The 25,382-nt window shown below is 46.0% G+C and carries 23 protein-coding genes and 1 rRNA gene (1 of these 24 only partly in view); 11 read left to right on the forward strand and 13 right to left on the reverse strand.

The window, feature by feature from the left end; genetic code table 11:
- Positions 1–92 precede the first annotated feature (92 nt).
- Positions 93–1,586: a leucyl aminopeptidase gene (locus tag ACRC6Q_RS16960; protein ID WP_431467115.1), complete on the forward strand. Its 1,494-nt coding sequence runs from the start codon at positions 93–95 to the stop codon at positions 1,584–1,586.
- Between the two features lie 39 nt (positions 1,587–1,625).
- On the opposite strand, the gene mnhG is transcribed toward ACRC6Q_RS16960, so the two are convergent.
- The 8 genes from mnhG to ACRC6Q_RS17000 form a co-directional block, all read right to left on the reverse strand.
- Positions 1,626–2,045, reverse strand: a complete 420-nt coding sequence (gene mnhG, locus ACRC6Q_RS16965; RefSeq protein ID WP_223641955.1) for a monovalent cation/H(+) antiporter subunit G — start codon at positions 2,043–2,045, stop codon at positions 1,626–1,628.
- Positions 1,993–2,274, reverse strand: coding sequence for a Na(+)/H(+) antiporter subunit F1 (locus ACRC6Q_RS16970; protein WP_223641957.1), 282 nt, complete (start codon positions 2,272–2,274; stop codon positions 1,993–1,995). The genes mnhG and ACRC6Q_RS16970 overlap by 53 nt, the downstream gene beginning before the upstream one ends.
- Entirely contained in the window at positions 2,271–2,750 is a 480-nt protein-coding gene (locus tag ACRC6Q_RS16975; protein WP_223641959.1) for a Na+/H+ antiporter subunit E, read from the reverse strand. Before ACRC6Q_RS16975 ends, ACRC6Q_RS16970 begins: the two co-directional genes overlap by 4 nt.
- Positions 2,751–2,757: 7 nt before the next feature.
- On the reverse strand, positions 2,758–4,239 hold the full coding sequence (locus ACRC6Q_RS16980) for a Na+/H+ antiporter subunit D (protein ID WP_223641961.1): 1,482 nt from the start codon (positions 4,237–4,239) through the stop codon (positions 2,758–2,760).
- Positions 4,232–4,579, reverse strand: a complete 348-nt coding sequence (locus tag ACRC6Q_RS16985; protein ID WP_223641964.1) for a Na(+)/H(+) antiporter subunit C — start codon at positions 4,577–4,579, stop codon at positions 4,232–4,234. Before ACRC6Q_RS16985 ends, ACRC6Q_RS16980 begins: the two co-directional genes overlap by 8 nt.
- On the reverse strand, positions 4,579–5,001 hold the full coding sequence (locus tag ACRC6Q_RS16990) for a Na(+)/H(+) antiporter subunit B (RefSeq protein WP_223641966.1): 423 nt from the start codon (positions 4,999–5,001) through the stop codon (positions 4,579–4,581). The genes ACRC6Q_RS16985 and ACRC6Q_RS16990 overlap by 1 nt, the downstream gene beginning before the upstream one ends.
- Positions 4,988–7,402 (reverse strand): Na+/H+ antiporter subunit A, encoded by a 2,415-nt coding sequence (locus ACRC6Q_RS16995; RefSeq protein ID WP_431467116.1) that lies wholly within the window; start codon positions 7,400–7,402, stop codon positions 4,988–4,990. The genes ACRC6Q_RS16990 and ACRC6Q_RS16995 overlap by 14 nt, the downstream gene beginning before the upstream one ends.
- 213 nt (positions 7,403–7,615) lie before the next feature.
- Positions 7,616–8,848: an MFS transporter gene (locus ACRC6Q_RS17000; protein ID WP_223641970.1), complete on the reverse strand. Its 1,233-nt coding sequence runs from the start codon at positions 8,846–8,848 to the stop codon at positions 7,616–7,618.
- 127 nt (positions 8,849–8,975) lie between these two features.
- Between ACRC6Q_RS17000 and ACRC6Q_RS17005 the strand changes: the two genes are divergently transcribed.
- Positions 8,976–9,677 (forward strand): peptidylprolyl isomerase, encoded by a 702-nt coding sequence (locus ACRC6Q_RS17005; RefSeq protein ID WP_431467117.1) that lies wholly within the window; start codon positions 8,976–8,978, stop codon positions 9,675–9,677.
- Positions 9,678–9,847: 170 nt separating this feature from the next.
- On the forward strand, positions 9,848–10,108 hold the full coding sequence (locus ACRC6Q_RS17010; protein WP_223641974.1) for a DUF1871 family protein: 261 nt from the start codon (positions 9,848–9,850) through the stop codon (positions 10,106–10,108).
- Between the two features lie 56 nt (positions 10,109–10,164).
- On the opposite strand, the gene ACRC6Q_RS17015 is transcribed toward ACRC6Q_RS17010, so the two are convergent.
- Together ACRC6Q_RS17015 and ACRC6Q_RS17020 are read right to left on the reverse strand one after the other, a co-directional pair.
- Positions 10,165–10,377 carry a helix-turn-helix domain-containing protein gene (locus ACRC6Q_RS17015; RefSeq protein ID WP_223641976.1) on the reverse strand — a complete coding sequence of 71 codons (213 nt, stop codon included), beginning with the start codon at positions 10,375–10,377 and terminating at the stop codon, positions 10,165–10,167.
- Between the two features lie 99 nt (positions 10,378–10,476).
- Positions 10,477–11,817, reverse strand: a complete 1,341-nt coding sequence (locus ACRC6Q_RS17020) for a sodium-dependent transporter (protein ID WP_431467118.1) — start codon at positions 11,815–11,817, stop codon at positions 10,477–10,479.
- A gap of 149 nt (positions 11,818–11,966) precedes the next feature.
- Between ACRC6Q_RS17020 and ACRC6Q_RS17025 the strand changes: the two genes are divergently transcribed.
- Both ACRC6Q_RS17025 and yugI read left to right on the forward strand, forming a co-directional pair.
- Positions 11,967–14,579: a hypothetical protein gene (locus ACRC6Q_RS17025; protein ID WP_431467119.1), complete on the forward strand. Its 2,613-nt coding sequence runs from the start codon at positions 11,967–11,969 to the stop codon at positions 14,577–14,579.
- Between the two features lie 86 nt (positions 14,580–14,665).
- Positions 14,666–15,040, forward strand: coding sequence for a S1 domain-containing post-transcriptional regulator GSP13 (gene yugI / locus ACRC6Q_RS17030; protein ID WP_142828969.1), 375 nt, complete (start codon positions 14,666–14,668; stop codon positions 15,038–15,040).
- Positions 15,041–15,065: 25 nt separating this feature from the next.
- Here yugI and ACRC6Q_RS17035 read toward each other — a convergent pair whose 3' ends face one another.
- Entirely contained in the window at positions 15,066–16,379 is a 1,314-nt protein-coding gene (locus ACRC6Q_RS17035; protein ID WP_223641982.1) for a sigma 54-interacting transcriptional regulator, read from the reverse strand.
- A 139-nt stretch (positions 16,380–16,518) separates the two neighbouring features.
- On the opposite strand from ACRC6Q_RS17035, the gene pruA reads away from it, so the two are divergent.
- The 4 genes from pruA to ACRC6Q_RS17055 all read left to right on the forward strand — a co-directional run bounded on the left by pruA (position 16,519) and on the right by ACRC6Q_RS17055 (position 21,957).
- Positions 16,519–18,063, forward strand: a complete 1,545-nt coding sequence (gene pruA, locus ACRC6Q_RS17040; RefSeq protein WP_223641984.1) for an L-glutamate gamma-semialdehyde dehydrogenase — start codon at positions 16,519–16,521, stop codon at positions 18,061–18,063.
- 98 nt (positions 18,064–18,161) lie between these two features.
- Positions 18,162–19,355, forward strand: a complete 1,194-nt coding sequence (locus ACRC6Q_RS17045; RefSeq protein WP_223641992.1) for an ornithine--oxo-acid transaminase — start codon at positions 18,162–18,164, stop codon at positions 19,353–19,355.
- Between the two features lie 82 nt (positions 19,356–19,437).
- Positions 19,438–20,682, forward strand: a complete 1,245-nt coding sequence (locus ACRC6Q_RS17050) for a Glu/Leu/Phe/Val family dehydrogenase (protein ID WP_223641994.1) — start codon at positions 19,438–19,440, stop codon at positions 20,680–20,682.
- Between the two features lie 111 nt (positions 20,683–20,793).
- On the forward strand, positions 20,794–21,957 hold the full coding sequence (locus ACRC6Q_RS17055) for an iron-containing alcohol dehydrogenase (RefSeq protein WP_394121599.1): 1,164 nt from the start codon (positions 20,794–20,796) through the stop codon (positions 21,955–21,957).
- 41 nt (positions 21,958–21,998) lie between these two features.
- On the opposite strand, the gene ACRC6Q_RS17060 is transcribed toward ACRC6Q_RS17055, so the two are convergent.
- Together ACRC6Q_RS17060 and ACRC6Q_RS17065 are read right to left on the reverse strand one after the other, a co-directional pair.
- On the reverse strand, positions 21,999–22,985 hold the full coding sequence (locus tag ACRC6Q_RS17060; protein WP_223641997.1) for a cation diffusion facilitator family transporter: 987 nt from the start codon (positions 22,983–22,985) through the stop codon (positions 21,999–22,001).
- A 16-nt stretch (positions 22,986–23,001) separates the two neighbouring features.
- Positions 23,002–23,730, reverse strand: coding sequence for an MgtC/SapB family protein (locus ACRC6Q_RS17065; protein WP_223641999.1), 729 nt, complete (start codon positions 23,728–23,730; stop codon positions 23,002–23,004).
- 105 nt (positions 23,731–23,835) lie between these two features.
- Here ACRC6Q_RS17065 and ACRC6Q_RS17070 point away from each other — a divergent pair, with 105 nt between their 5' ends.
- Positions 23,836–24,738 (forward strand): DMT family transporter, encoded by a 903-nt coding sequence (locus ACRC6Q_RS17070; RefSeq protein ID WP_223642001.1) that lies wholly within the window; start codon positions 23,836–23,838, stop codon positions 24,736–24,738.
- A 288-nt stretch (positions 24,739–25,026) separates the two neighbouring features.
- Positions 25,027–25,382: ribosomal RNA gene (locus ACRC6Q_RS17075) — 16S ribosomal RNA — on the forward strand; it runs 1,195 nt beyond the window's last position.

A 25,382-nucleotide genomic window follows, 5' to 3' on the forward strand; every position in this document is an offset into this window, starting at 1 on the left:
GTTCCGTGCTTGCATATTCCTTCGCTACACGAACTACTCGAACTTCGGATTAAATGCTACACTTAAAGAGAACAGATTAAAGGAGGAATTTTATGCAAATCAACCTACAACAGCATTCACAGGACAGCACAGCTGAAATCCTCATTGTTGGCCTAAGCCGGCATCCGGACAACAGCAAAGGGTGGGGCGAATTCGCCCAGCGTTTTGAAGGCAAACTGGAAAGCTGGATCAAGCAGGACCTATCATTCGATTTAAAATCACTGATTACCTATCCAACACTTTCCGGAGATATTCCACGGGTCTTGTTCATCGGGTTAGATGACCGTAAAAAATTGACCGAGGAACACCTTCGCTCCTGCTTCGGGTTGGCAGGCAAAGAATTGGCGAAGAAGAAAGTGAAGCATGCAGCAATCTACATGGAGTCGTTTGAAAATGACAGAATCTCGTCAGAGGATGTCGCTTTTTTGGCTGCAGAAGGCATCACAATGGGAGGCTACCGCTTTGACGATTACAAGACCACATCCAATGAGGCGCAGGTCAAACTGGAGTCTCTGACTTTATTGGCAGAAGAGGCTGCAGAGGATGTCGAATCGGCAGCAATCGTTGGCTCTGTTTTCGGTCAGTCCGTCAATGAAGCCCGGACACTTGTCAATATGCCGGCAAATATTCTAACTGCAACTGCAATGGGGGAATATGCGCGTGAACTTGGCGAAACCTATGGCTTTGAAACGGATATCTTAGGGAAAGCGGAGCTTGAAGAACTGGGTATGGGCGCAATTCTTGCAGTCAACCAGGGTTCTGTCGAAGAGCCGCGCCTGATTGTCTTGAAGTACAAAGCGACAGAAGGCTTTGAAGACCCGTTAGCGCTTGTCGGTAAAGGAGTCACCTTCGATACTGGAGGTTACTCAATTAAGCCGAAGGACGGCATTGTAGGCATGAAGGGCGATATGGGCGGTGCCGCCGCCGTACTCGGTGCCATGAGAATCATCGGTGAACTTCAGCCGGAAAAAAATGTGATGGCAGTCATTGCCTCAACGGATAACATGATTTCCGGTAATGCCTTTAAACCGGATGATGTCATTACGTCCATGAGCGGAAAAACCATTGAAATCCTCAATACGGATGCTGAAGGGCGCCTGGTGTTGGCTGATTCCGTCAGCTACGCGAAGCAATTGGGGGCAACTCGAATTGTGGATGTGGCAACGTTGACCGGCGGCGTCATTGTCGCTTTGGGCAAAGACAAAACGGGAGCTTTGACCAATGACGAAGCATTTTTCGAGTCCTTCCTGGAAGCTTCTATGGAAAGTGGAGAATTTGTCTGGCGTCTGCCTTTAACGGAAAGCGATAAGAAACGCATCCGGAAAAGCGACGTTGCCGATTTAAATAATTCGCCGGGCCGTGATGGCCATATGATTTTCGGCGGTGGATTTGTCGGCGAATTTGCCGGTGACACACCATGGATCCACTTGGATATTGCCGGTACTTCCGATGCGGAGGGACCTCATGATCTGGGGCCGAAAGGCGGGACTGGTGCCATGGTCAGAACATTGGCGATGCTGGTTGAGAAGATGGCGGACGAACAATAGAGAGAAAAAAACCTGCAGACAAAGTGTCTGCAGGTTTTTTTAGTGTTCAGTGGTTTTATTGTCCATCAATTTTTTCTTTTGTTCTTTTAACGCACCTTCCATGTCGTCACGCACTGTTTCCTCGGCGACTTTGATGCCGGACATATAGGCTGCCCGTCCAATCAAATGTCCCCCAACGGGTGCGGTGATGAACAGGAAGGCAATGGCGATGATCATCTGTGTATTGAAGATACCTTCGATGAGCCAAAAGTGGATGAAGGCGGCCATCAACACGCAGAGAACACCGAGCGTCGAGCTCTTGGAGGCAGCGTGAGTGCGTGTATAGACATCGGGCAGACGGATCAGGCCCAACGCTGTGACAAGGCTGAAAATGACTCCTGTGCTCATTAATAGGATGATGAGGATATTAACGATTGTTGTTTCGATCGAAAATCTCTCCTCTCTCAAGGAATTTGGCAAAAGCAATAGTGCCGATAAAGGACAGGATGCTCAACAATAAGATGATTTCGAGAAAAAACTCAGTCTCGATGATCAATGACAACAAGGCGACGATTGAAACCAACGAGATTCCGATGGCGTCAAGTGCGACTACACGGTCGGCAATAGTCGGCCCTTTGACCAGCCGGAACAGAAGCCCTGTAAAGCCTATACTGACGATGATAAGGGAAATCCAGTAAAACATCATCATGGGCGGCTCACCTCCAGAATGGCGCGTTCGAATGTGTCTTTGATTGAACTGACGGCATCATCGATATCCTCAAAGTCGAGCGCATGGATATAGAGTCTTTTCTGATCGTTTGAAATGCCGACAACCAGCGTTCCAGGCGTCAACGTGATCAGAGCAGACAAGAGGGTGATTTCCCAATCCTCTTTCAGCTCGGTTTCCAGCTCGAAAATAGCGGGCTTCAAGTTCATATTCGGTTTGAGGACAATCCGCAAAACCTGAATGCTCGACAAGAAAAGCTCCTTAAGGAACAGCAGGACCAGATAAATGATAGCCCATGCCCGCGAAGTATAAAGACGGTAAGAAAAGAAACGGCGCATCAGGATAATGATGCCGAGACCTACCAGGAAGCCGATAGCGAATCCTGCGGGGCTGAAGGAAACGGTCATGAACATCCAGACAAAGGCCAGGAAGAAATTCAATAAGATTTGTAAAGCCATATGTCATCTACTCCTTTAAGACCGCATCAATATAGATGGATGGATTCAGCAGCACTTCACCTGCGCCTGAAATGAACGGCATGAAGAGTTCCGCACCGACCCCGAATACCACTGTAATGGCAACAAGGATGACCGTCGGGATAAACATTTGATTAAAAACGGATTTCTTTAAGGGAACGGTTTCAACCGGTTCTCCCCAGAAAGCGTAGATGAAGATGCGCACAGCACTCAATAATACGATCAGGCTGGTTGCAAGAATGACGATGCTGCCCCAAAATTGCGGGCCTTCAAAGCCACCCTGGACAATCAGCAGTTTGCCCGGGAATCCACTGAGCGGCGGTATTCCCGCAAGCCCAAATGCGGCAACCAGATACGTCCAGCCAAGGAATGGATAGGTTTTGATCAATCCGCCCATTTTGCGAAGGTCTGACGTGCCGAACAATACGGCGACAATTCCGACCAGGAAGAACAGGGAAGCTTTAATCAGCATGTCATGAAGCAGGTAGAAGATGGATCCATCGACACCTGGCTGATTTAATTGAGCGATTCCGAACAGGATTACACCGACCGCAATGATGATGTTGTAAATGATGATCTTTTTAACATCGAAATAGGCAAGTGCACCGACGCAGCCGGCAAGAATGGTCAGGATCGCGATGATTCCCAGCAACTCGTGGGTAAATGCGATGTCCATTGTAAAGAACAACGTATATGTACGCATGATGGCATAAACGCCGACTTTTGTCAGCAAAGCTCCAAACAGCGCCAATATTGGAATAGGTGGTGAGTAATACGATCCCGGCAACCAAAAGTATAACGGGAAAATAGCAGCTTTGAAGCCGAAGACCATCAGGAACATGACAGCTATGACAGTCAGGATGCCGGTTTCTTCAATCTGTGGAATCTTCACTGCCAGGTCGGCCATGTTCAACGTTCCAGTAACCGAGTAGAGGAACGCGACAGCGGCTACAAACAAAGCGGATGAAATGATGTTCACCAGCAGATATTTGATGGATTCACGCAGTTGAGGTTTTTCACCGCCATGGACAATCAAGGTATAGGAAGCCATCAGCAACACTTCGACAAATACGAACAAGTTGAAGATATCGCCTGTTGTGAAGGCACCATTGACGCCGACCATCAAAAATATAACAGCCGGGTAGTAGTAGGATTGCTCACGTTTCACACCGATGGTCGGGAAACTGTAAAACACGACAAACAAGGTAATGATCGAAGTAGTGACCACCAATAGGGCGGACAGCGGATCCGACACCATGGAAATCCCGAAAGGTGCGGGCCAACTGCCCAGCGTCACAGCCTGAACTCCATCTGCATTGACTTTAGCCAATAGGAACAATGCAGCAATCAAAGTCGTGCCCGCAGCAATTGCAGCAATTATACGCTGAAACTTCAGTCGCTTCGGAAAAATCATCAGGATAGTAGCAAAAAACAAAGGGATGATGATCGGAAATAGAAGTAAATTACTCATAGTCTTCAGTTCCTCTCAGCAGATCCATATTATCGGTACCGAGCTCCTGATAAGACCGGTAGGCGAGCACTAGGAAAAATGATGTTACAGCAAATGAAATGACGATAGCTGTCAAAATCAAAGCCTGGGGCAGCGGGTCTGCGTAATCGCTGACGCTGACCCCTTCAGCCACGACGGGCGGCGAGTTTCCGCCAAGCCCTCCCATGGTCAACAGCAATAGATGGGCGCCATGGCTCAGCAGCCCTGTCCCGATGATGATGCGAATCAGGCTTTTTGAAAGCATTAAGTAAACAGCTGCCATAAAGAGAAATCCAATGGCAACCGACATAATTATTTCCATTATTCATCCTCTCCAATCGTTTGAATAATGGTCATCGTTACACCGACAACAACCAGGTAAACGCCTATATCGAAAAGTAAAGCCGAGTGTAAGGACGTTTTACCGAAAAGCGGTAATTCAAAATAATCATAAGCATGTGTGAAAAAAGGAACATCGAAAATGATGGATGCAGAGGCAGTGGCAAGAGCTAGCAGTAAGCCGACTGCTGTCATCGTGACATAATTGAGCGGCAATATCTTTTTGACCGTTTCAATGTCGAACGCAAGCATCAGCAAGACGATTGCGCTGGTAGTCAATAGCCCCCCGACAAATCCGCCACCCGGCGTATAATGCCCTGCAAAGAAAATGTGGACAGCAAACATCAAAATGATGAAGGTCACTACTTTTGTAGCCGTTTGAAGCATGACATCATTTGTTCTCATGTTGACCCTCCTTTTTGGTCAACCGCAATTTGATCATGGTGATGATGCCGATACCGGCAATGCCCAGTACAGCAATTTCAAACAATGTATCAAATCCACGATAATCGACTAAAATAACGTTGACGATATTTCCGCCTCCTGCTTCCGAGTAGACCGTTTCCTTATAAAACTCGGAAATGGAAGGGAGGAACTTTTGCGAATGTGCGGACAAGGCGACCAAAGTCATCGTGACTCCGACACCGAGCGCAATCACCGCATTCCCCAGACGGAAACGCATACGTTCTTCTTTCCGGCTGATCTGCGGCAAATGATAGAATGCCAACAGGAACAGCGCGACAGAAATGGTCTCGATCACCAGTTGGGTCAATGCCAGATCCGGTGCACGGAAAATGACGAAGAACAAGGCGACTGAATAACCGACTGCACCTAACGCGATAATGGCGGTAAGCCTCGATTTCGAAAACAGAATCGTCAGAGTCGAACCGATCAATGCGATCAGGATGACAATTTCATAAAAACCGATCGGCGCCAAGTTGGTGACATCATAAGCGAATGCCTCGGTCAGGAAGAGTGTTCCGAGAACGATAATGACGACAAAGCTGAACATATAGACCAAGTAGGAGCGGATAAAGCCGGTCATGTACAGTTTAGAGAAACGGTTCGCACCGGTGTCGCTCAAGAACATCAAGTTGTCGTATAACGCGTTCAACGACACGGAATCGGGGAACCGGTCATAGCTCCTCTGCCATTTATGCAGTGTCCAGAACATCAAACCGCCGACGGCAAAGATGCCGAGGGTCATAAAGAGTTCAGTATTGAACCCGTGCCAGGCTGAAACATGAACATCCACCTCTCCAGGTGAACTATACAGGAAGGGCTGGATCGCCATGACGGCAGGTTTGACGAGCCAGTCACCAACGATGTTCGGAATAAAGAAAATCACGATGACGAGCAGCGCCAGAAATACCGGCGAGATCAGCATGCCGATCGGTGCTTCGTGTGCAGGCTTCGGCAATTGATCCGGCTTATGTTCGCCAGCAAATGTATGGAAGACGAAATAGAAGCTGTAGATAAACGTGAAAACGGAACCCAGCCACGCGACGATCGGGAATAACACACCCCAGACATCCATGGAGAATAAGTCGAATTCAGTTAAAGAAAGCATCGCTGTCAGGAACATTTCCTTGCTCAGGAAGCCGCCGAATGGGGGCAAGCCCGCCATGGAAAAGGCGCCGATCATGGCAACAGTGAAACTGATCGGCATCAAGCTCATGAGTCCGCCTAATTTGCGGATGTCCCGCGTACCGGTTTCATGGTCGATGATCCCGGCAATCATGAACAGACTGCCTTTAAAGACCGCATGATTGATCAAATGGAAGATAGCAGCGAATCCCGCATATTTGAATGTGGTTTCCGCAATATTATCGATATGGTATCCGGCAGCCGAAGCTCCGAGCAGAGACATGATCAAGCCAAGCTGGGAAACTGTGGAAAATGCCAGAATGCCTTTCAGGTCCTTTTGTTTCAATGCGAAGAAGGAACCCCAGAACATCGTGAACAATCCGACCCCTGCAACAAGCCACATCCACGTTCCAGATATCGCAAAGACAGGCGTCAAGCGAGCAACCAAGTAAAGGCCGGCTTTGACCATCGTCGCAGAGTGCAAGTAAGCACTTACAGGAGTGGGAGCTTCCATTGCATCCGGAAGCCAGATATAGAATGGGAACTGTGCCGACTTCGTAAATGCACCAAGCAGCACAAGAACGAGCGCCCAGATAAAGAAATCATGAGTCGCAAGTTGAGGCGCTTGTGGGATCAATTCACGTATTGAATATGTATTCCCCATGATGCTCAGCAGCACAAAGCCCCCGAGCATCATCAATCCACCAAAGACAGTGATCATCATTGATTTTAATGCACCGAATCTCGAACGGTCGCGGGTATACCAATAACCGATCAACAGGAAAGATGAAATCGATGTCAATTCCCAGAAAAGGTAAAGTGTGATCAAATGGTCACTTTGGACAATGCCGAGCATAGCCGTCATGAACATCAATAAATAAACGTAGAAATTATGTAATTGTTCTCGGTGTTTGTCCAAATAGAAAATGGAGTACAGCACCACTAAAGCTCCGATGCCTGTAATCAGCAGTGTGAACAGCAGGCTCAGCCCATCAATATACGCAACAAACGCGATATCAAGTGAAGGGATCCATTGGAATTCAGAAACCAGATTGCCGCCAGCGATCGTGGTAGGGAGCAAAGAGGCATAGTAAATGAATAAAATAACGGGAACAATCAAAACAAACCAGCCCGTATGGATCTTTCCTACTTTCTTAAATAGCAGCGGAATGAAGAGGGCTGCAAACAAAGGTAAAAAGATTAAAAATACAAATGACAAATGAATCCTCCTTCCAGCATAAACGTGATGAGTTTCTAATTAGAAATTATAACGTAAATCTGATGGATTTGCACCGTTCACCGATTAACGCTGTTGAATCCCTGTAGATTTTCCAGTGCTTTTCAAATAGGAAGAAACCTGATTATGTTTATTTTGTGAATAGGGTAAAAAACAGCAAAAAAGCAGGCTTTCGGATGTGAAAGCCTGCTTTTTTTAAATATTCTTCAATTCCTGCTCGAGCAGTACATCTTCGAAATCCTGTTCAGGTTTTGCCAAGGTATAGCGAAGGAAAGCAAAAGCGAGAACGAACAGTACTCCTGTCACGATAAAGACTGAGGAGATGCCGATAAAGCCGCTGACAATCCCACCGAACATGGGACCGATAATGTTTCCAAGAAAACGGAAGCTGGTGTTGTAGCCCATGATTTCCCCTTGGATTTCAATCGGTGCCTCCCGGCGCATCAAAGCGGTGGTCGTCGGAATCATTCCGCCGACTGCAACCCCGAACAACAGCCGCAAAATGATTAATTGCCAAAGTTCAGTGACGAAGGCCTGTGGAATGATGAAAACAAATGCCAGCAGCAGCAGGAAGCCGAGAACTTTCTCGTAGCCGATGGAATCACCCAAGCGGCCCCAGCGACGGGCAAACAGAAGATTTCCGACTCCCGTTGCGCTGAAAGTGATGCCGGCCAGGAATGCCACTTGTCCGCTGCCTTCCGTCAAATGCGCAACATACAACGACAATAACGGCTGGATGCTGAAATTGCCGATTTGAATCAGAGCCGTGATAATCATGACATTCAGTATCAGTCGATGGCTCAAAATACCGGTGATGATGGTTCTGGGGGCATAAACATGGGCATCTTTCTGTTTAACCCGTTTGATTTCATGCAGCCCGAAGACCACGAACAAGGCAGCAATCGAAATGACGCTGGCTGTAATCAGGAAAGTGTACTGGAAGCCGAAAGCGTCGGCCATCAAGCCGCCGAGAACCGGACCGAACAGCGTGCCGGAGACGCTGCCCATCTGAAGTGTGCCAAGTGTTTTTCCTGCCGTCTCCTTAGAGGTCTGTGAACTGACAAAAGCAAGTGAAGTCGGGATGAAACCCGTCACAACGCCCATGAACAGACGGATTAAAAACAGTTCTGTTACAGAATCTGCAGTCCCCATCATGAAGATGCTGATGGCGATGCCGAATCCATTGATGATTAAAATCGGTTTGAAGCCATATTTATCGGCAATGCGGCCCCAAATCGGCGACATGATCAATGCAGCGACAAAGGTGATTCCGAATACGAGGCCAGACCAGCGCTGTACGTATTCATCTGTGAAGTTGCCAAGCGATTCGATATAAAGAGATAAGAATGGCATAATCATTGTGGTACTGCCGGCCACCAGGAAATTGGTGAACATGATGATGAAGAAATTCTTTTTCTGAGTATCCAACTGGACCCCTTCTTTCTTAATGGAGCAACTGTTCTTATTATAAGATATTTCGTCTTACGAAGAAAGTGTTGTATCTTACCAGTGAATTCAAAAAAATTCTATGCTAAAATAAGGCGGGGTGAAAAGGATGAAAAAAGCGATTATAACACCGATTTTATTGGCATTTTTCCTGGGTGCATGCTCAGAAGAAGAAGCGGGGACCGGAACTGAAGATGCGGCCGCACCAACCGAAAGTGAAGCAGTTGAAGTGGACGGTTATCCTCAGCTCTCTACAGAAGTCGCTGATGACGAAGCGCTTGTTGAGCTTACGACTTCCATGGGATCCATGCAGATCAAACTGTTTCCGGAAATTGCACCAAAAGCAGTGGAAAACTTTTTGACGCACGCAGAGGAAGGCTATTACGACGGCTTGACTTTCCATCGTGTGATTGAGGACTTCATGCTCCAGACAGGTGATCCGACCGGCACGGGCGGCGGCGGTGAAAGTATCTACGGCGCTCCGTTTGAAGATGAATTCAATGACCATCTCTTCAATATCCGCGGTGCTTTGTCGATGGCGAACGCGGGTCCTACGACGAACGGCAGCCAGTTCTTCATCGTCCAAGGACCGGCAGTTGCAGAAGCGGATTTGACCGGCGAATATCCGGAGGAAATCCGGGAAGTCTATCTGGAACAAGGTGGTGCGTTTTGGCTTGACGGCAAGCATACGGTGTTCGGACAAGTGATCGAAGGCATGGATATCGTAGATGCCATCGCGGCAGTTGAAACCGAGCAGGATAAACCGGTCGAAGACGTGACCATTGATTCCATCGAAATACTGGGGCAATGACAAAAAATGCAAGTGCCAGCTACTCCGGTAGATGACTGTAGAAGTGACCGGCCATCTCAACACTTAAAATGAATTGCAGAAGCTCCCTTTTACCGGGTTCTTCTGCTTTTCTTTTTGTGATTCTGTGCTATTATAGCCCTTAACGCTGCAGAAATGTTAGGTGAAAACAAATGAATACAAGTGAAATGAACAGAAGAGCCGTTGCAGTCCTGGAAGACTGGGATCCTTTTGCAATCGGTTCAGAGCTGTATGGCACCGAAATCGAAAAAGTCATCGTCCAATTGCATGTTCTGGATCATCCTTCTGAACTCGCGAAGCAAATCCAGAGCATCTATGAAATCTCCTTCGATAAATGGATTCCATTGGAGCAGTGTGTGGAAATTTCCTACAAGTTAATTGCGTTCAAGTATGAAGCGAAACACATTATCTGAAAAACAAAAAGAGCTTTCGGCGAATAGTCGCCGAAAGCTCTTTTTTTGATGATGGCTTATTTTGAACCTAAGCCATCTACTAAGTTAGATGCGGGTACTTCCAATGCATTTGAAAGGATTAAAATGGTTTGGTTGGAAGGGACTTCTTCGCCGCTTTCGTAGGCTTGAAGCTTGGCGACGCCAATTCTTGTCTTTAAGGACAATTCGTCCAATGATAAGTTACGCTCTACGCGAAGCGCTTTTAATTGGTCGTGTAACTCATTTTTCATTTTCCTGCACTCCTTCTTTAATGGAACTTTCTTCTATTTATATACTATCATGCACAGAATTTTTCCGATAGGATAAGTTATGGCATTTTTCGAACAGTTTCATCCTTGGAAAATAGCAAAGATGCCTTGGATAAAAACAACGATGATTGCAATCGGTGCCACATAGCGGACCAGTATACGCCAAATATCAACCCACAGATTCTGCTGGGACAGCTCTTCGTGCGCATCTTGCTTTGTCAGAACATAGCCCGCAAATAGTGACGTGAATAAGGCGCCGAGCGGCAAGCCGATTCTGCTCGTCAATGTGTCGACGAAATCGAAGAATGTCATCCCGAAGAATATCTCTTGCGGCATGACGCCGAAAGACAAGGCACTCGGAATTCCGACGATGAAAATCATCAAGCCGAAAATCAACGCGACACGGCGTCGGCGATCGTATTTATTCTTGACACCGATGGAAACCGTGATCTCCAGCATGGAAATGGAAGAAGTCAAGGTTGCAAACAGCAACAGGATAAAGAAGATGATCATCAGGAACTCACCCATGAACAATTGATCGAAAATAGCTGGAAGAATGATGAACACCAGACCAGGCCCCTGATCGGGTGTATAGCCCAAAGCGAATACAGCAGGGAAGATGATCAGTCCTGCCATGATTGAAATGATGATGTTCAAGGACACCACACTGACAGAAGAGCGCGTCAGATTTTCAGATTTCGACAGGTAGGATGAATAGGTAATCATTCCGGCAACACCGACGCTTAACGAGAAGAAAGCTTGGCCAAGTGCCACCAATGCTGTTTCAAAATTAAAGAATGACCAATCAGGGACGAACATGAAACGTACGCCTTCCATTGCCCCGTCCAGTGTCAACGAACGAATCATCAACACCAGGAAGAAAATCAATAATGCCGGCATCATGATTTTGCTGGCGCGTTCGATGCCGCCCTTGATGCCGCCTTGTACGATCCAAATAGTCAATCCCATGAAAGCGGCCTGCGCAAGCAGAACTTCCCATGGATTAGTAATGATGCCGGTAAACAGCTCGGCAAATTCAGCGTCCCCTAAATCGGATAACTGGAACAGGATAGAGCGGCCCAAATACGATAAGACCCAACCGCCAACAACACTGTAAAAAGACAAAATCAGAAACGAAAAGATAAATCCGGACCAGCCGATTAAATACCACGGTTTACCGGGAGCTTGTTTTTTCAATCCGCTGACTGCATCAGCCTGGCCTCTGCGGCCGATGACAAATTCAGCCAGAAGAATCGGCAATCCGATGGCTACTGTACTGATGATAAACAGTAAGATAAAGACACTGCCTCCATTAGCGCCAGTTTCGTATGGGAATTTCCAAATGGCCCCCAAGCCGATTGCGCTCCCTGCAGCCGCAAGAATAAAGCCTAGCTTGGAACTCCATTGATCACGTTTTTTCAACTTCTTCACTCCTATCTCATGTAGATTTCCTCATTTTACACGAGCAGCACTAAAAAAAATAGCAGTATTTGAAACGCTGGGAGGATTAGAGCGTATAATACTTAGTAACTTAAAAGAGTGATTATTCCAAAAGGTTGAGAGGTGGAGCAATGGCATCTGCAAATGATCATTATGGACAAGGCCAAAAAGGGGAAGAATCCGCATTCTCTTCTTGGGTCGGTGAAATCCAGCCGGATCTCGGCCGCTTTGTTTACCAATTAGGTGTAACTATAGAAGAACTGCCGAACTTCCAACAGCTGGTCCTGCTCCAACTGCGTGAACAGTTTGAGCAGCTGACACCAGAGCAGGCAAAAATTCAGCTATACAAAATAACGGTTCAACAAATACAAGAGCACTCTCTCCACTTTGAAAACAACAGTAAACCTCAAGTACTTGGGTTTCCAGAGGATCAGGAACTGCACACGCAGCTGCAAAAATTGGACTTGGCTAAGCGTGTCCCATTTGCTTTAACTCGCTTTCACAGCTTGTCACCAGCAGAAATCTCTATCATTACAGAAATGCAGGACCATCAGCTACATCAGGTGATGGAAGAAGGGACGCGGGAGTTACAGCAGCATCTGCAAGTGGACGAACGACAGATGCAGCAGCGGCTGGTTCTGCTTGAGAAATCCTATCGCCGCTTAGTGCCCCCTTTGCCAGTTGATCGTGAGCTTCAGCGTATAGATAGAAACCCTTCTTCTCCAGAAGAATCCCCTAAAATCACAGAGCCTCCACTGCAGAACCGAAAAAAACCGTTCATTGTAATGGGGGCGGCGGGTCTGTTTCTGGCAGCGGTCATCGGAGCAAGCTTTACGAAAAACGACCAGCAGTCCGAAACAGCGGGTACAGCAGAATATCAAAAAGCTGAGAAAGTGACGGATGAAATGGTTGCAGACTGGCAGAGCCGATACAAAACCATCAAAGAAACTTCGCCAAAGCGATTAGGAATGTCGATTGAACAATACAGTCAGCTGGATTATGTCAAACAGGCAGATGCCGAAATGGCAAGGACGTTCAGTGATGAATCACTCCGTTCGCTGGAAGATGATCCCATAGAAATGCAGCTGGCTATGGATCACCTTTTCAGGCAAATTGAAACTCCGCGAGGCATGACGGAGTCCTTAACGGGTCCCAATGCAATGCCAAGCAGCGAAATAGAAGACTTTCTCCGCAATTATGCAGCCAAAACAGACGAGCTGCGTGTGTTTGCGGACAGCGTGCTGTTGAAGTATCAGGAGGAATTGGAATCGACGATCGTGATGGATCAGTTATCTCCCGAAAAACTGTTGGCGGAGTCAGAAAACTATCCTGAAAAATTGCGTTTGCTTGTGGAATCCCTTCCCGAATACAACCTGCTCGCAGTCGTACACCCAAACGGTGAAAAGTTCAGAACGGTCCGGGATGTCCATATCCTTAATCAGCAGCAGCCGATCGCAAGTGACCCTTATGCCTGGCAATATTTAAACCTGTTGAGCAATGAACCTTATTTTGATGGCAGCGGATTTTTAATGCCAATCGAAACCATCCCTCAGCACTTGATGATCATGGAGCAGGCTTTAGTGGAGGAAGGAGATGGGACTTCCTTATTTGATGGAATCGAAGTGGCCTATCAGCAAGTCTTTTGGCAGTTGGTGAAGGGAAGCGAAAACTCTTCGGTCTATGATACAGAAGGCAAAGTCAAAGATGATTACCGCAAAGCCTGGAATGGATTGGCTACATCCAATCCGATGGCCTTTTTGATGCTGCCGATCCTTGAGGAAATGGAAGCCAGTGATTGGACGGCTTCGGCTCATTACGATGAATTGAAATTCCAGGATCTCTTGAATGCTTTAGCAATGGAAAAGTCAGGTGACCTTGCCGAGAAGCTGCCCAATGGCAATTTGATGATTGAAGATGAGTTTGTCGACATGCAGGATTTTGACTGGAGCCGCATACAGCCTTTATACGAATCATTCAAATCCACCTATGACCTCCAGCTTTTAGCGGACGTCCCGCCACTGGATGTTTTGTTCATGTACCATTATGCCAATAAACTCGGAGATACTGAGACGCTGTGGCATCTGTTGGCAGACAGTCCGTTAAAGCCGCCACTTACGGAATTTGAAAAAGAATGGAAGCCAATTCCCGATATTGCGGAAACCGCACAATGGGTTGAACTTTCGGGTGACTTCTCTAAACAGCGGGTAAAAGACAAGGTCTATATCTACCCTCAAGTTCAATTGGATGAATACGATCAACGATTAGATCTCCTGTTGGTGACTGAGAAAGACCGGATATGGCAAATCGACTACCAGCAGTATGAAAGCTATGACTTGCTGGGTGCAGATCAGCAATTTAAAGAAAATGTCGACTCGCTGTATGCGGCATTTACGGCCGGTCAACAAAACCAGCTTCCTGCTGACACCAAACCTGGAGAAGTGGCAGCGGTGTTCTTCAAAGCTGTAGAAAACAAAGATATTCAAGCAATGAGAAAATTGAGTACAGAAACTGAATGGACAGATGAAGAATACGTTTATTTTTTGGAATTGCATAGTTTTCGCCCATTTTCCGAATTGGCACAATTGGCGTTCGCGACCAATTTCAGTGCATGGAATTCAGGGGACCTTACCGGCAGAGCCGAAATAGAATACGCTTCCGGACCTCAGGACAGCCTGTTTAAAGAAAGCTTTTTGATGAAAAAAACCGAGGATGGCTGGCGTATGGTTCACTCAAATAATTACTGATTTTACTCTGGGCATATACCTGTGCTATAATATACAGATGCCAATAGGTGTACAGGACAATTAGATATGACTAGGAGCGGGTAAACATGACAAAAACATACCAAACAGGCGATACGGTTTCAGGTAAAGTTACAGGAATCCAGCCATACGGCGCATTCGTAGCTTTAGACGATCAAACACAAGGTTTGGTCCACATTTCAGAAATCACTCACGGTTACGTGAAAGAAGTAAGTGAGTATTTGGCAGTAGGACAAGAAGTTGACGTGAAAGTATTGGAAGTTGATGAGAAATCTAAAAAAATCAGCCTTTCAATCCGCGCACTTCAAGAGCAGCCACCAGCAGCTCAAAGAACTGAAAAACCAAAACAATCTCTTCAGTCACATGTGAACGAAAGTGATTCTGAAGGATTCAACTCATTGAAAGACAAAATGCAAGAGTGGATCAAACGCTCTGGACAGTAACAAAACAAAAAACGAAGCGCAGACATCATGTCTGCGCTTCGTTTTTTTTGATTTTCCGTAACCGGTATTGCAGGTTTTGCCGGCTCATGCCGAGGGCAGCAGCTGCTTTCGTGACGTTGCCGCCATGAAGATCCATCGCTTTTTGAAGGTAATACATCTCGGCCTCGAACAAATATTCATCGAGCGGCAACAGGTCTGCATTGGATTGAACGATGAAGTCTTCGGGCTGATGCTCACTTTTCAGGTCTGTCTTCAGCTTGAAATGATGCGGCAGCATGTCGACCGTCACTATTTCCTGTGTTGTCAACATCGATGCAGTTTCATCGAGCAGCAATTCGAGTTCTTTTAAATTTCCTGGCCAGTCATATGTGTGAAGTAAATCCGTGACTTCCTGATCCAACCCCTGGACGATCGAACCGACCATCATCCGATGACGTGAAAAATAATCGTTTACAAACGGCAGAATGTCTTCTTTTCTGGACCGCAGGGGTTCCACTTTGATGGTCATCGATGAAAAGAAATAATACAGATCTTTCAATAACTGATTTGAAGCGATCAATTCCACGGGGTCGTCACCGACACTGGCGATAAAATACGTATTTCCCTTCGAGCGTTCTTCAGCCATCTCCAATAATTGCTTCTGCAGCGGCAGCGGCAACAAGTCGATTCGCTCACAGTATATGGTGCCATCGTCAATTTGCTTGATGTCTTCCCCTAATTGATCGATGATCATGCCGTCTGTTCCATGACAATAGAGTGTGTACATTTGCCTGTCAGAGGATTGGGCCGAGTGCATCGCTTCAGCAATCAATTCTTTGCCGGTCCCCGATTCCCCAACCAGCAGCACCGGCAATTTTGCCGTCGCCGCTTTTTCAGCAGTTGCAATGACTTTCTTCATGCTTTTGGAAACTGCGGTAATCGTCGAAAAGGTAATGGGTTCTTCGTATTTTTTCAAGGGCTGATAAATCACTTTTTCAAGCGTCGTAACATCCCGTGATAATTCGATGGCCCCAATCAGGTTCTTTCCAGTAAAGACTGGATACGTATCATTGATGGTGGTGATTTCCTGGCCTTTTCGGTTCCAATAAGTTTGTTTAACGTTGAAAACAGGCTTGCCACTTTGCAGAACTTGCAGAAGGGTGCTCTCGGATTGGTCGAAACGGAACATCTCCAGCAGGGAGCGGTCCGCCAGCTCGTCAAAATCGAAGCCTTCAATTTCCCTCATCTTTTTGTTGTAAAGAATGGTTTTCCCTTTGGTGTCAACTGCGTGAATCCCAATGGCCACGTGCTCTCCGGCAAATTTATAGAACGGGGATAAATCGATATCTTCCGGTTTCAAAACGCTCACTCCAAAATTATTTTGATTTTTTAAATAAAAACACTTGAATTATGCAACAATCTTTTGCATTATTATATATGGAAGCAGATATAAAGTGCAAATTTTTTTTGCGCTTACTTAAAACTCAAGGAGGATTTACATGATTCCCTATAAACACGAACCATTCACAGATTTCTCGATCGACAAAAATCGCACAGACTACCTGGAAGGCTTGAAAACAGTTGAAGCTTACCTGGGTCAGGACTATCCGTTGATTATTGGTGGAGAGCGTGTAACCACTGAAGATAAAATCGTTTCCTTCAATCCTTCAAATAAAGAAGAACTAATTGGCCGCGTGTCAAAATCAAATAAAGAATTGGCTGAAAAAGCAATGCAGTCAGCTGACGAAGCTTTTAAAACGTGGAAGAAAGTAAAGCCTGAAATTCGCGCTGATGTATTAATGAGAGCAGCTGCGATTGTCCGCCGCCGCAAACACGAGTTCTCGGCACTTTTGACGAAAGAAGCAGGCAAGCCTTGGAATGAAGCGGATGCAGATACAGCAGAAGCCATCGATTTCATGGAATATTACGCTCGCCAAATGCTGCGCCTGAAAGATGGCATGCCAGTAGAAAGCCGTCCGGGCGAAGACAACCGCTACGATTATATTCCGTTAGGAGTAGGCGTCGTTATCTCACCTTGGAACTTCGCTTTCGCGATTATGGCTGGAACAACTGTTGCAGCAATGGTTGCAGGAAACACGGTTCTATTGAAGCCAGCTTCAACAACACCAATCGTTGCCTACAAATTCATTGAGGTCCTTGAAGAAGCGGGCATGCCACCAGGCGTTGTCAACTACATCCCAGGACCAGGCGCTGAAGTTGGGGATTACTTGGTCGATCACCCGAACACTCGCTTCATCTCATTCACAGGTTCAAAAGAAGTTGGCTTGCGCATCGCAGAACGTTCTTCTAAAGTGAATAAAGGACAGGTTTGGATGAAACGCCTGATTGCTGAAATGGGCGGAAAAAATACCATGGTCGTAGACAAGGAAGCAGATCTTGAGCTTGCTGCACAATCAATCGTGAAATCCGCATTCGGCTTCAGCGGACAGAAATGTTCAGCTGGATCACGTGCTGTCATCGTTGAAGATGTATACGACACTGTACTTGAACGCGTCATCGAATTGACAAAAGAATTGACGATTGGCGATCCGACAGACCAATCCAATTACATGGGACCGGTCATCGATGGCAACTCATACAAAAAAATCATGGACTATATTGAAATCGGCAAAGAAGAAGGCCGACTGGTTGCAGGTGGAGACGGAGACGACTCGAAAGGTTTCTTCGTAAATCCGACTGTCTTTGCTGATCTAGATCCGCAGGCACGCATTATGCAGGAAGAAATTTTTGGTCCAGTCGTTGGTTTGATGAAAGCGAAAGATTTTGACCATGCTATCGAAATCGCCAACAACACAGAATATGGTTTGACTGGCGGAGTGATTACAAACAACCGCGCGAACCTTGAAAAAGCCCGTGAAGATTTCCATGTTGGAAACTTGTATTTCAACCGCGGCTGTACAGGCGCAATTGTTGGATACCAGTCATTCGGTGGATTCAACATGTCCGGAACCGACTCAAAAGCAGGCGGACCAGATTACCTTGTTCTTCACATGCAGGCCCAAACCACTTCTGAAATGTATTAATTCAACAGTTTAAATGTATTAAAACAACAAGAAATGGTATAATAATTCATTAAAAGGGCAGACGAATGTCTGCCCTTTTTAAAAAAGGAGGAATTTAGATGACACAGACACAGACTATTATTGAACAAACAGAGAAATTCGGTGCGAATAACTATCACCCGCTGCCGATCGTTATTACAGAAGCAGAAGGCGTGTGGGTAAAAGATCCAGAGGGCAACAAATTCATGGATATGTTGTCAGCTTATTCAGCTGTCAACCAGGGACATCGCCATCCGAAAATCATTCAAGCACTGAAAGATCAAGCGGACCGCGTTACCTTGACTTCACGTGCATTCCATAATGATAAATTGGCTCCATGGTATCAAATGATCTGCGATATCTCCGGCAAGGAAATGGCATTGCCGATGAATACAGGCGCTGAAGCTGTAGAGACGGCATTCAAAGCTGCACGCCGTTGGGCATATGATGTAAAAGGCGTCGCGGAAAACCAAGCAGAAATCATCGCTTGCGACGGAAATTTCCATGGCCGCACGATGACGGCTGTTTCATTGTCATCAGATCCTGAATACCGCAAAGGGTTTGGACCGATGCTTCCTGGCATCAACTTGATTCCATTCGGTGATTTGGAGGCATTGAAAAATGCCATTACGCCAAACACTGCTGCATTCCTGATCGAACCGATTCAGGGTGAAGCGGGAATCATCATGCCTCCGAAAGGTTTCCTTAAAGCAGCGAGAGAACTTTGCCGCGAAAACAACGTTCTTTTCATTGCGGATGAAATTCAATGTGGTCTTGCACGTACAGGCAAAATGTTTGCCTGCGAATGGGAAGATGTAAATCCGGATATGTATATCCTGGGCAAAGCACTCGGCGGCGGGGTATTCCCGATTTCTTGTGTCGTAGCTGACAAATCCGTACTGGGTGTATTCAACCCTGGATCACACGGTTCCACTTTCGGCGGAAATCCGCTTGCATGTGCAGTTTCCGTTGCTTCTCTGGAAGTCTTGCTTGATGAGAAGCTTTCAGAACGCTCTCAAGAACTGGGCGAATATTTCATGGGGAAATTGCGTGAAATCGACCATCCGTCTGTTAAAGAAGTCAGAGGCCGTGGATTGTTCATCGGTATGGAATTGACTGAAGCTGCAAGACCGTATTGCGAACAATTAAAGGAACTGGGCCTTTTATGCAAGGAAACGCATGATACGGTTATCCGTTTTGCACCGCCATTAATCATTTCGAAAGAAGAACTTGATTGGGCGATTGAACGCATTCAAAAAGTATTCTCTAAATAGCATTCACGTGGCACATAAATATTGACATGTGTTACACTAGATGCTGAGTAATTACTAAAATATAAAGAGGCGAACTAATACAATGGCTGAAAACTTGAACTTGTTGACGTCAACGCAGAATGTTATTAAAACTGCATTGGATAAGCTTGGATACGAAGATGCGATGTACGAACTTCTTAAAGAACCGATGCGGATCTTGGAAGTGCGCATTCCGGTGCGGATGGATGATGGCAAAACAAAAGTCTTTACCGGTTACCGTGCTCAACACAGTGACGCGGTCGGACCAACAAAAGGTGGAGTCCGTTTTCATCCGGATGTAAATCGTGATGAAGTAATAGCTTTATCAATGTGGATGACATTAAAATGTGGGATTGTGGAATTGCCTTATGGTGGAGCAAAAGGCGGCATTATCTGCGACCCGCGCGAAATGTCCATGCACGAAATTGAAAAATTGAGTCGTGGATATGTCCGTGCGATCAGTCAGATTGTCGGACCGAACAAAGACATTCCAGCGCCGGATGTGTTTACTAACTCACAGATCATGGCATGGATGTACGATGAATACAGCAAAATCGATGAATTCAACTCTCCGGGCTTTATCACAGGTAAACCAATTGTTCTTGGTGGATCTCAAGGCCGCGACAAAGCAACAGCTCAAGGTGTGACCATCTGTATTAATGAAGCTGCAAAAAAACGTGGGCTGGATATGCAGGGTGCACGCGTCGTCATTCAAGGTTTCGGCAATGCAGGGAGTTTCCTCGCGAAATTCCTTCATGACGCTGGAGCGAAAGTAGTCGGCATTTCGGATGCTTACGGCGCTCTTCACGATCCAGATGGCTTGGATATCGATTATTTATTGGACCGCCGTGATAGTTTCGGAACGGTTACTACCCTATTCGATAACACCATCACAAATAAGGAATTATTTGAATTGGATTGCGATATCCTGGTACCTGCAGCTATCGCAAATCAGATTACGGAAGAGAATGCCAATGATATCAAGGCTTCCATCGTCGTTGAGGCAGCAAACGGCCCGACTACCGCTGAAGCCACTAAGATGCTGACAGATCGCGGAATCCTTTTGGTTCCTGATGTTCTTGCAAGCTCTGGCGGTGTTACGGTTTCTTACTTTGAATGGGTACAAAATAACCAAGGTTATTATTGGACACAAGAAGAAGTGGACGAAAAACTCAACAAAAAATTGGTTGATGCATTTGAAAATGTCTACAACGTTGCCACTACACGCAATATTGACATGCGTTTGGCAGCATATATGGTCGGCGCCCGCAGAACTGCTGAAGCTTCACGCTTCCGTGGTTGGGTATAAGACAATAAGAAAACCGCTTGGATTCTGTTCCAGGCGGTTTTTCTGTCTCAATCTTTTGCATTTTGTTTTAAGAAACTACATAATATAACCTGAATAGAGGAGGATGATTGGATGAATGCATTTTCATTTTACAACCCGGTAAAACTAATTTTTGGTAAAGGCCAGCTTCAGGCGGCTAAGAAAGAATTGCCGAAATTCGGTAAGAAAGTATTGCTGGTATACGGTGGCGGCAGTATTAAAAAGAATGGCCTTTATGATGAAGTCATTCAAATGTTGTCAGAAGCTGAGCTTGAAGTTTTCGAGCTTTCCGGAGTAGAACCGAACCCACGGATTTCAACTGCCAGAAAAGGCATTGAAATCTGCAAAAAAGAAGGCATCGAAATGATTTTGGCGGTAGGCGGCGGTTCCGTCATCGATTGCACCAAGCTCATCGCTTGTGGCGCCAAGTATGACGGGGACGCATGGGATTTCGTTTCCCGCAAAGCACAGCCAAAAGAAGCTTTGCCTTTCGGAACAGTTTTAACAATTGCTGCAACAGGTTCTGAAATGAATGCCGGTTCCGTTATCACAAATGAAGAAACGCAGGAGAAATACGGATGGGGTAGCCCGTTGTCATTCCCGCAGTTCTCAATCCTTGACCCGACATATACATTGTCGGTCCCGGAAAACCATACGGTCTACGGAATTGTCGACATGATGTCCCATATTTTCGAACAATACTTCAACGATGCGAGCAACACACCTGTTCAAGACCGGATGTGTGAAGGTGTGCTGAAAGCAGTCATTGAAACTGCACCGAAATTGATGGACGACCTTCAAAGCTATGAAAACCGTGAAACGATCTTATTTGCCGGAACAATGGCTTTAAACAAATTCCTTGAAATGGGTTATAGAGGAGACTGGGGCTCCCACAATATCGAACACGCTGTGTCGGCTGTCTATGATATTCCCCATGCCGGCGGATTGGCGATTCTCTTCCCGCAATGGATGCGCCATAACGTGAAAGTGAACCCTGCGCGTTTTGCTCAAATGGCAGTCCGTGTCTTTGATGTGGATCCAGAAGGCAAATCAGAAACAGATATCGCCAACGAAGGCATCGATCGCCTGGTAGCGTTCTGGACTTCTCTTGGTGCACCTACGCGTTTGGACTATTACGATATCGATGATTCGAAAATTGATGTGATGGTTGAGAAAGCCATGGTCTATGGTGAGTTCGGCAACTTTGCGAAATTAAAAGATGAAGACGTGAAAGAAATTCTTCAAGCGTCTCTATAAGAAAAAGGCTCAGCATAAAGCGCTGAGCCTTTTTTCTTTGGTTATTTTTTATCGAGAGAGGCGGGACGGCTGCTGAGATGCGTCCAGTGGGGAAGCCCGTCATCGGCATCCAGTGAAACAATCACGTCATCGACACTTGGTTGGCTGAGAATAAGTTCCGCCAAGCGTTCCTGTAAGGCATCTGCTTGTGGAACATCCAATTTCGGGTCAACTTCAATTTTGGTTTCCACATGAAGGAATTCTCCTTCTTTAACAACTTCCAGTTCTTTGATATCCCGAACATCAGGATGATCGCTCAATAGATGGGCAATATGGTTGACCATCTGTTCATCTGTTTCGCCAATGGCACCACGTGCATTGTCCAAAAAGACTTTCCCGACAACGTAAAGCATCATAAAGCCGATAGCGATGGATGCTGCACCTTCGACTTGCAGGAAGCCTGTGTAATGTGCAATCAGTACTGCGATCAAGGCTAGGACACCACCTGCAGTTGCTACCAGGTCTTCGAGGAATACTAATTTAGTTGCCGGCTTCGCCCGGTTCAAGTGGGTAAAGCTTGTAGTAAGCGGAGCCATTGCTCCACCTTTAACACCGGCTTCATGTAAAATTTCTTTGCCGGCTTTATATAGAACAAAAAATTCAAGGATAATTGCAATGGACAGCACCACAACACTGATGATAAATCCTTCTGCTTCTACAGGATGAGTCAGCTGGTGCCAGCCTTCGATGATCGTTTCATAAGCCATGATTCCAACAATCAAAACCGCCCCGAGAAGAACAATATTCAATAGACGGCCAAAACCATTCGGAAATCGCTTGGTCGGAGCTTTCTTCGAGAGTGCTGAACCGATGAAAACGAAATACTGGTTGGCTGCATCGCCAATAGAGTGCATCGTCTCGGCGAACATAGCGACGTTGCCGGTAAAAAAGAAAGCGACGCCTTTCATAATAGCGATAAATGTATTAATGACTGCTGCCGTCAATGACGGCTTATTGCCGTTTTTCAATAACCCGAAAAATTCTTTCATCAAAATTCCTCCTTGATCAAATCAGTTCAATTTCAACTTGCTTAACCTTTTCCATATCCGATATCTCTTGATACAGATCGATTGTGTCTTTCTCATGTGAAAATGACATGCGAATCGTCAGTTTCTGAAAAGAAGAAGGACCCTCCAAATCTGAATGGGTGATGGATATGCTTTCAATAAGCGATCCGCCTTTTTTTAATTCATTCAACACCTCTCGTATTGATGCTCGGTCAGCCACAACTACTTTTAAGTTCGCTTCGACCATCTTCAAACGCTTTGGCCCAAACTTAAAGAGAAGGGGAGGCAACACTTCAATTCCAATTATCACGAGCAGCACAGCAGTCATGGCTTCAATATAAAAACCTGCTGCAACTGCAATCCCGATTCCTCCTGCACCCCAAATCATCGCTGCAGTAGTCAACCCTGATATGGAATCATTGCCGCGTTTTAAAATCACTCCGGCCCCTAAAAAACCAATGCCGGAAACAATCTGGGCAGCCAGGCGCAACGGATCCATTGTAATGTTAACATTATCATACTCGCTGCCTTGCGCAATATAAGCAGATTCAATCGAGATGATAGTCAACAGACAACTGAAGGTTGAAATGACAACACTGGTTTTAAGTCCAACCGGCTTCCTTTTTAATTCCCTTTCTAGCCCGATGACTAAACTTAAAAGAGCAGCTATAAGAAGTTTAAAGAAAGTTTCCAATGAAGAAATTTGTAATGCACTGAAAAACTCCATGTTAATCACCCTCCCTTTTTGAACTTGTATTGATTCTTCAGGCAGGTAGTGGCAAACTTATAACGTGCATTGTCGGTGAAATTGGAATAAAGAAGAGGTGTTTGAATGGAGAAACCGGCTATTCATCCGTATATCCCTATTATAGTAGGAGTTTTCTCGGTAGCGTTGTCAGCAATTTTTGTTAAGATGACATCCGCCGATTCAGGAGTAACGGCTTTCTATCGTATGTTATTTTCAATTTTGATTATGAGTCCGGTCTTCTTCCTGAAATATACCCATGAAATCAAAAAGCTAAGCAAAAGAGATTGGCTCTTCACATCGATAGCGGGAGTATTTTTAGCATTTCATTTTATTTTATGGTTTGAATCACTTAATTATACATCAGTGGCCAGCTCAACAGTGCTTGTAACGCTGCAGCCATTATTCGCATTTGCGGGTACATACTTCTTCTTTAAAGAGAAACTCTCTATTAAGACCCTTGTTGCGGGAGGGATTGCGATTTCAGGGAGTGTGCTGATTGGTTATGGAGATTTCAAGGTAAGTGGAAGCGCGCTTTATGGAGACCTGTTGGCTTTGATTGCTTGTGCACTGATCACAGCTTACTTATTGTTTGGGCAGGATGTTAGAAAGAGATTATCATTGGTGACTTATACGTTCGTTGTTTACGGAATCAGCACGATAACGTTATTCTTCTATATTGTATTCAAAGGGGAATCCTTTGGGCCTTATCCGGCTTCCGAATGGATGTGGTTTTTATTATTGGCACTCATACCGAATTTACTTGGCCACACCTTATTCAATTGGGCGTTGAAGTGGGTAAGCACCAATGTCATTTCAATTGCGATTCTTTTTGAGCCGGTAGGAGCTGCTATTCTTGCTTACTTTATACTTGGTGAGTATTTGAGCATTTCTCAAATAGTGGGTGGAAGTGTAGTGTTGGCGGGGATTACGCTGTTTGTTACAGACTATCAAAAAATTAAAATGTTCTTTTTAAAAAGAAAGGCTTGATTTTTCGTTCGTGGCGGTTTATATTTATATATGTCCTTAAGACAACTCAGAAAAAATATTTTGAAATAGTATTGACACTGAAGTTGAAGTGAGGTATATTGATAAAGTCGCCAATGAGCGCGGCAATCAAATTTGAACCTTGAAAACTGAACAGCAAAACGTCAACAAACAGCAACGGCCGCGCAAAACGGCCCGCGCACTTTACTGATCAGCGTATGCAGATCACAAGCGAACCGTGCGTCTTCGGACGGCGGTACGCCAGCAAGTATTTGAGCAATCAACTACTCTATAATGGAGAGTTTGATCCTGGCTCAGGACGAACGCTGGCGGCGTGCCTAATACATGCAAGTCGAGCGGAACCGGTGGAGCTTGCTCCATTCGGTTCAGCGGCGGACGGGTGAGTAACACGTGGGCAACCTGCCCTGCAGATCGGGATAACTCCGGGAAACCGGTGCTAATACCGAATAGTTTGCGGCCTCTCCTGAGGCTGCACGGAAAGACGGTTTCGGCTGTCACTGCAGGATGGGCCCGCGGCGCATTAGCTAGTTGGTGGGGTAATGGCCCACCAAGGCGACGATGCGTAGCCGACCTGAGAGGGTGATCGGCCACACTGGGACTGAGACACGGCCCAGACTCCTACGGGA

Source organism: Planococcus sp. SE5232, assembly GCF_050686535.1.
Taxonomy (GTDB): domain Bacteria; phylum Bacillota; class Bacilli; order Bacillales_A; family Planococcaceae; genus Planococcus.